Origin of the sequence: Mesorhizobium sp. M7A.F.Ca.CA.002.15.2.1 (assembly GCF_003998715.1) — a bacterium.
GTDB lineage: Bacteria > Pseudomonadota > Alphaproteobacteria > Rhizobiales > Rhizobiaceae > Mesorhizobium > Mesorhizobium ciceri.
In genome coordinates this window covers 1-5,536 of sequence record NZ_RZPI01000371.1, presented here as the reverse complement: position 1 = coordinate 5,536, position 5,536 = coordinate 1, and the positions used below count along the sequence as shown (strand labels likewise).

6 protein-coding genes and 2 pseudogenes are annotated in these 5,536 nt (G+C 64.4%); 1 reads left to right on the top strand and 7 read right to left on the bottom strand.

The window, feature by feature from the left end; translation table 11 throughout:
* Window positions 1-98 precede the first annotated feature (98 nt).
* Window positions 99-704 carry a hypothetical protein gene (locus ENZ74_RS20060; RefSeq protein WP_063169173.1) on the bottom strand — a complete coding sequence of 202 codons (606 nt, stop codon included), beginning with the start codon at window positions 702-704 and terminating at the stop codon, window positions 99-101.
* 112 nt (window positions 705-816) lie between these two features.
* The gene (ykgO, locus tag ENZ74_RS20055; protein ID WP_006203764.1) at window positions 817-942 is read right to left on the bottom strand and encodes a type B 50S ribosomal protein L36; all 126 of its coding nucleotides are present in this window, start codon (window positions 940-942) and stop codon (window positions 817-819) included.
* A 240-nt stretch (window positions 943-1,182) separates the two neighbouring features.
* On the opposite strand from ykgO, the pseudogene ENZ74_RS20050 reads away from it, so the two are divergent.
* Window positions 1,183-1,606: pseudogene (locus tag ENZ74_RS20050) on the top strand (lysozyme inhibitor LprI family protein).
* Between the two features lie 6 nt (window positions 1,607-1,612).
* Here ENZ74_RS20050 and ENZ74_RS20045 read toward each other — a convergent pair.
* The 5 genes and pseudogenes from ENZ74_RS20045 to ENZ74_RS20025 all read right to left on the bottom strand — a co-directional run.
* The gene (locus ENZ74_RS20045; RefSeq protein ID WP_063169172.1) at window positions 1,613-2,692 is read right to left on the bottom strand and encodes a 5-(carboxyamino)imidazole ribonucleotide synthase; all 1,080 of its coding nucleotides are present in this window, start codon (window positions 2,690-2,692) and stop codon (window positions 1,613-1,615) included.
* On the bottom strand, window positions 2,689-3,186 hold the full coding sequence (gene purE, locus ENZ74_RS20040; protein WP_063169171.1) for a 5-(carboxyamino)imidazole ribonucleotide mutase: 498 nt from the start codon (window positions 3,184-3,186) through the stop codon (window positions 2,689-2,691). The genes ENZ74_RS20045 and purE overlap by 4 nt, the downstream gene beginning before the upstream one ends.
* Before the next feature lie 102 nt (window positions 3,187-3,288).
* Complete coding sequence (locus ENZ74_RS20035) at window positions 3,289-4,182, bottom strand: ribokinase (protein ID WP_063169170.1); 894 nt, start codon at window positions 4,180-4,182, stop codon at window positions 3,289-3,291.
* Window positions 4,179-5,054, bottom strand: coding sequence for a MurR/RpiR family transcriptional regulator (locus ENZ74_RS20030; RefSeq protein WP_013529211.1), 876 nt, complete (start codon window positions 5,052-5,054; stop codon window positions 4,179-4,181). Before ENZ74_RS20030 ends, ENZ74_RS20035 begins: the two co-directional genes overlap by 4 nt.
* Window positions 5,051-5,536, bottom strand: a pseudogene (locus ENZ74_RS20025) (ribose ABC transporter permease); the annotation flags it as partial. The pseudogene ENZ74_RS20025 and the gene ENZ74_RS20030, both read right to left, overlap by 4 nt.

Sequence of the window (5,536 nt, the reverse complement as noted above, 5' to 3'; positions counted from 1 at the left end):
GTAGGGGAGTAGGGGAGTAGGGGAGTAGGGTGTGTGTTCCGCAGGTGCGATCTGCCCCTACTGTCTTACTGCCCTATTCCCTTACTCCCCTAGAGCAATCAAATGCCTTCACCGGCAAGTTCCTCCGAAATCGTGCCGACCTGGTCCTGGGCGCTGCGCATCATCGGATAGATGGCCAGCACCTTTTGCCAGGCCTCGAGCGCCGATTGCTTGTGGCCGGTCAACGCCATGATCTGCGCCAGGCCGGACAGCGCACCGAAATGGCGCGGCTCGAGCTGCAGCGTATGGTCGATGTCGGACATCGACTTGCCGTAGTTCTTCATCATGAAATGGACGGTGGCGCGCCGGTTCCAGCCCTCGGCATAAGTAGGCTGCAAAGTCACCACCTGGTCGAGGAAATCGAGCGCGACGTCGAACTTCTGGCCCTCGACGGCTTTTTGCGACCATTGCATCATCAGGTCGATCGAGGCGCTGCCGGATTGCGACCACTCGCTCCAGATGTTGCCGGCGATGCGCTCCGCCGCCTTTTCGTTGCGTTCGCGTTTCAAGTCGCTGAACAGCTGATCGAGGCGGGCTTGTTTCGTCGTTGGGGCGGGCGGCGCATCCTGAGTGGACGGCGGCGCGACAGCACCATCCGCCCATGCCGGGCCATAAATGACGCCGGAAACAAGCAGAGATGTCAAAAATGCAAAAGGAATCCGCATCGCCGGACTCTAGTCCCGGGCGAGAGAACGTCAAACTGAATTTGGCGTGAAAAGGCCGGCAGACGGCGACAAGCATCAAATGGGCGGAGGCGACAGCCTCCTGCCCGAAAACTCAGCCCTGACGTGCCTTGTAGCGCGGGGCGGTCTTGTTGATGATGTAGATGCGGCCCTTGCGGCGAACCAGCTGGTTGTCGCGGTGACGCGCCTTCAGCGCCTTGAGCGAATTCTTGATCTTCATGGTCTTGCCTGTCGGTGTGGACCCGGTTGGGTCGAAATTTTAAGGCGCGCCAGAAGACGCGCCTTTGAACTGTGGGTGGCTCATAAACGAGGAGCCTTGTCCCTGTCAACCGCAAGCGTGCTCCATAGCGGCTGTGAATCATCCCTGTCATCAATTATCCGCCATGTCTGCCTTGCGGCATTGCGCGGCCCTGGGCCGGCTGGGATGATGCGGTCGCCGTGAAATGATTTGGAGACGACTATGCGCCGGATGTTCCTGGCCGCCTGCCTTGTCCTGCTGGCGGCAGCTTCGGTTGCGCGCGCGCAGGAATGCGACCGCAGCGACGACAGCCAGCAAATGATGAACATCTGTGCCGGCGAGGATTACCAGGCGGCCGACGCCAGGCTCAACACGGCCTATCAGAACCTCACCAGCTCGGACGATGCCAACGGCAAGAGATTGCTGCAGGTGGCGCAACGCGCCTGGATCACTTTTCGCGATGCCGAGTGCGCGCATTCCACCGCCGCCAGCGAAGGCGGATCGATCCATTCGATGGAAGTTTCGCAATGCCTGACCCAGATTGACCAATGACCGCGTCAAGCAGCTCGCTGCCGCGGCCAATTGCGAGGAAGGCGATGGGAGTTGCGCCAATACAGGGCAGGACGAGAGCGACGACGCGCAGTAGGCAACCTTATGAGGCGCGACGTCTGATCCGAGTGAAATGACCCATCTTGCGGCCGGGCCGCGCTTCGGTCTTGCCGTAGAGATGCAGCATCAGATCGGGCTCGGCGAGAAGCTCCGGGACGCGCAGCACATCGTCGCCGATCAGGTTTTCCATCACGCAGTCGGAATGGCGGTCCGGGCCGCCGAGCGGCAGGCCGGCGATGGCGCGGATATGCTGCTCGAACTGCGAAACGACACAGGCGGCTTCCGTCCAATGGCCGGAATTGTGCACGCGCGGCGCGATCTCGTTGGCCAGCAGCGAGCCATCGGCCAGCACGAAGAACTCGACGCCGATGACACCGACATAGTCGAGCGCCGCAAGGATCTTCGATGCGGCCGTTCGGGCTGCTTGCGCCGTCTCCGGCATAATGGCGGCCGGCAAGGTCGATGTGTGGAGAATGCCGTTGCGATGGATATTCTCGGCTGGATCGTAGGCGACAACCGCACCGTCCAGCCCACGCGCCGCGATCACCGATATCTCGCGCTCGAACGGCACGAAGGACTCCAGAATCAGCGGCACATTGCCCATCGCCTCGCATGTGCCGGCAAAACCGCCGGCTTCCATGTTGCGGAAGACGCGCTGGCCCTTGCCGTCATATCCCATGCGCCGGGTCTTCAGGATGCCGCTGCCGTCGAATGCTTTCAGCGCCGCCGCCAGCTCGTCATCATTGTCGACGGCGTGGAAATCGGCGGTGGCAATGCCGATGCCGTTGAGGAATGTTTTTTCGTCCACCCGGTCCTGCGCCACTTCCAACGCACGCGCCGGCGGATAGACCGGAACCTTGGCCGCCAGCGCGCTGGCCGCTGCGACCGGGACGTTCTCGAACTCGTAGGTGATGACGGAACTTGACGCTGCCAGGTCGGCAAGGGCGGCCGGGTCGTCATAGGCGGCTGTTATCTGCCGGTTGGCGACCTGTGCGGCCGGGCAATCCGCTTGCGGCTCCAGCACCACGGTGCGGTAGCCGAGACGGGCGGCAGCAACAGCCAGCATGCGGCCGAGCTGGCCGCCGCCAATGATACCGATGGTCGATCCGGCGGGCAGGCTCACGGCGTATCCGTCGGTTCAGCCGCGACCTTGGCAGTCTGCGCGGCGCGCCAGGCATCCAGACGGACGGCAAGGCTGTCATCGTTCAGGGCCAGCACGGCGGCGGCCAAAAGGGCTGCGTTGGCGGCCCCAGCCTTGCCTATGGCCAGCGTTCCAACGGGAATGCCGGCTGGCATCTGGACGATGGACAGCAGCGAATCCTGCCCGGAAAGCGCTTTCGATTCCACCGGCACGCCGAACACCGGCAATGGCGTCATCGCCGCCGTCATGCCGGGCAGGTGTGCTGCACCGCCGGCGCCGGCGATGATCACCTGGTAACCGGCCGCCTTGGCGCCCTTGGCGAAATCATAGAGCCGGTCCGGTGTACGATGCGCGGAGATGATGAGCCGCTTGTGCGGGATGCCAAGTGCTTCCAGCGTTTCGGCGGCATGGCGCATCGTCGCCCAGTCGGACTGGCTGCCCATGATGATGGCGACGTCGGCGCGTTGATCGTCCAAGTCCGTGTTCCCCGGCGACAAAGGCGCGCCTTAGCGGAATTCGCGCGAGGCCGCAAGGATAGGCGGCCGCTGCTGCGGTCTGGCAAGACGGAAACCAGCCGGTCAGATGCCGTCGCGCTCGGCCTCTGGCGTCGAGACCAGCAAGGCCGAAGCCGCGTTGGCGGCGGTGATGGCCGCCCGCATGGTCTGCCCACGGGCAAGTCCCGCGGCCAGCGCGCCAACGAATTCATCGCCGGCGCCATGCGTGCTGGCGACCTTGACCGGGATGGCGGACAGCGCAAAGGCCTCGCCGCTCCGGTCGCAACAGGCGACGCCTTCGCCGCCCGCCGTGACGATCGCCACGGGATAGAGATCGGCCAATAGCCGTGCGGCTTGCGCGGCCCCGTCGAGTGTCTCGACCACTGCCGTGCCAGCCAGGAATTCCGCCTCGATGGCGTTGACCACCAATATGTCGACCAGGGCGATCAACTCCTCGGAGAGTTTGCGCGCGGGGGCCGCGTTGAGCACGACGCGGCTGCCCCGTGCCTTGACTGCGCGTGCGGCGGCAATGTTGGCGGCTTCCGGCACTTCGTTCTGCAGCAGGAGCACCGCCGTCTGTCCCACCACATCGGAAGCAGAGGCACTGTCGGCATGGCCCAGTGCCAGATTGCTGCCCGAGACGATCACCGCGCCATAGTCGCCGCCTTGGTCGAAGATCGCCACGCTCATGCCGGAGCCGGCGCCAGCGGCCACCCGCACGAAGCGGCGGTCGACCTTGGCGCGATCGAGATTGGCCAGCAACGCCCGCCCGAAATCATCGTCGCCGACGGCGCCGATCATCGCCGCATACACACCGGCTCGCGCCGCCGAGACGGCCTGGTTGCCGCCCTTGCCACCGCATTTGGGGTGCCAGGCATGGCCGGTCACCGTCTCGCCCTTGCGCGGGCGGTCGGGCGCGTCGACCATAATGTCGTAATGCAGGCTGCCGAACACGGTCACCAGCGGCGTTGTCGTCATGAGCCCCGGTCTTTTCGTTTCGATGTCACCGCCGACATAGTGCGGCCGAGATTTCGCTCCGCCGCCTGATAGTCGCGCTGCGCCACCGCGACGAACAACGCGTCGAGAATGTTGAGCTGGGCAATGCGGGCCGCTGCGTTCTCGCCCATCAGCGGCGAACCCTGCGCGGTCGAGCACAGAACGATATCGGCGACGGCGGCCAGGGGCGAGTTGTCGTAATTGGTGATGGCCAGCGTGCGGGCACCGTTCTTGCGGGCCAACTGAATGGCGTCGATAACGGCCGACGTGTTGCCCGAATGCGAGAAGCCGACGGCGATGTCGTCGCCGCCGAGCAGCGAGGCCGACATCAGCATCATGTGCGAATCGTCGTAGACGGATGCGCGGATGCCGATGCGCAGGAATTTGTGCGAAACGTCGCGCGCGATCTGCGCCGAGCCGCCGACGCCATAGAAATCCCGGTTCTTGGCACGGAAGAGCAGCTCGGCGGCGCGGTCGAAATCCTCGATGTCGAGGATCGCCAGCGTCTCCTCCAGCGCCTGGATGGAGGTGCGGAACACTTTTTGCACGATCTCGGCCGAACTGTCGTCGGATGACAGTTCCTGGTGCATCTCGGCGGTCGGCAGGCGACTGTACTCATAGACGGCGGTGCGGAAGTCGCGATAGCCGGAAAAGCCGAGCTTCTTGGCGATCTTGACCACCATCGCCTCGGACACGCCGGATTCCTCGGCGATCTGCTTCAGCGGAATGCTCTCGTCGAAGCCGCGCCGGCCGAAGACGGTTTCCACCACCTTCGCCTCCAGCGGAGTGAGATGCGGCATCATCATGCGGATGCGCGGTCCTACCGCTTTCAGGTCCAGCCCGCTCAAGGTCATCCACGCCCCCTCGTCACGCGATCGATAAGCATCGCGGCGAGGATTATAAGACCAGTTGCCAGAAGCTGATAGAAGGACTGGACGTTCATCAGCGTCAAACCGTTGCGCATGGCGCCGAGGATGACGGCGCCCAGGATGGTGCCGACGACGCTGCCCTTGCCGCCCATCAGCGAGGCGCCGCCGATGGCGGCAGCCGCGATGGCGTCGAGCTCCCAGAGATTGCCGAGGATGGGTTCGGCGGCGCCCAACCGGCCGATCAGGATCTGCGCGGCAAGCGCCGCCAGCAGGCCTGAGATCATGTAGGCGGCGATCTTGGTGCGGGCAATCGGCACGCCGGCGATGTAGGCCGCCTCCTCGTTGCCGCCGACGGCGAGCAGATATTCGCCGAAGGGCGTCTTCTTCAAAACGACCCAGGCGACGACAGCCACGCAGGCGACGATGACGACCGCCAGAGGCAGTCCGAACAGCGAACCGTTGAAGAC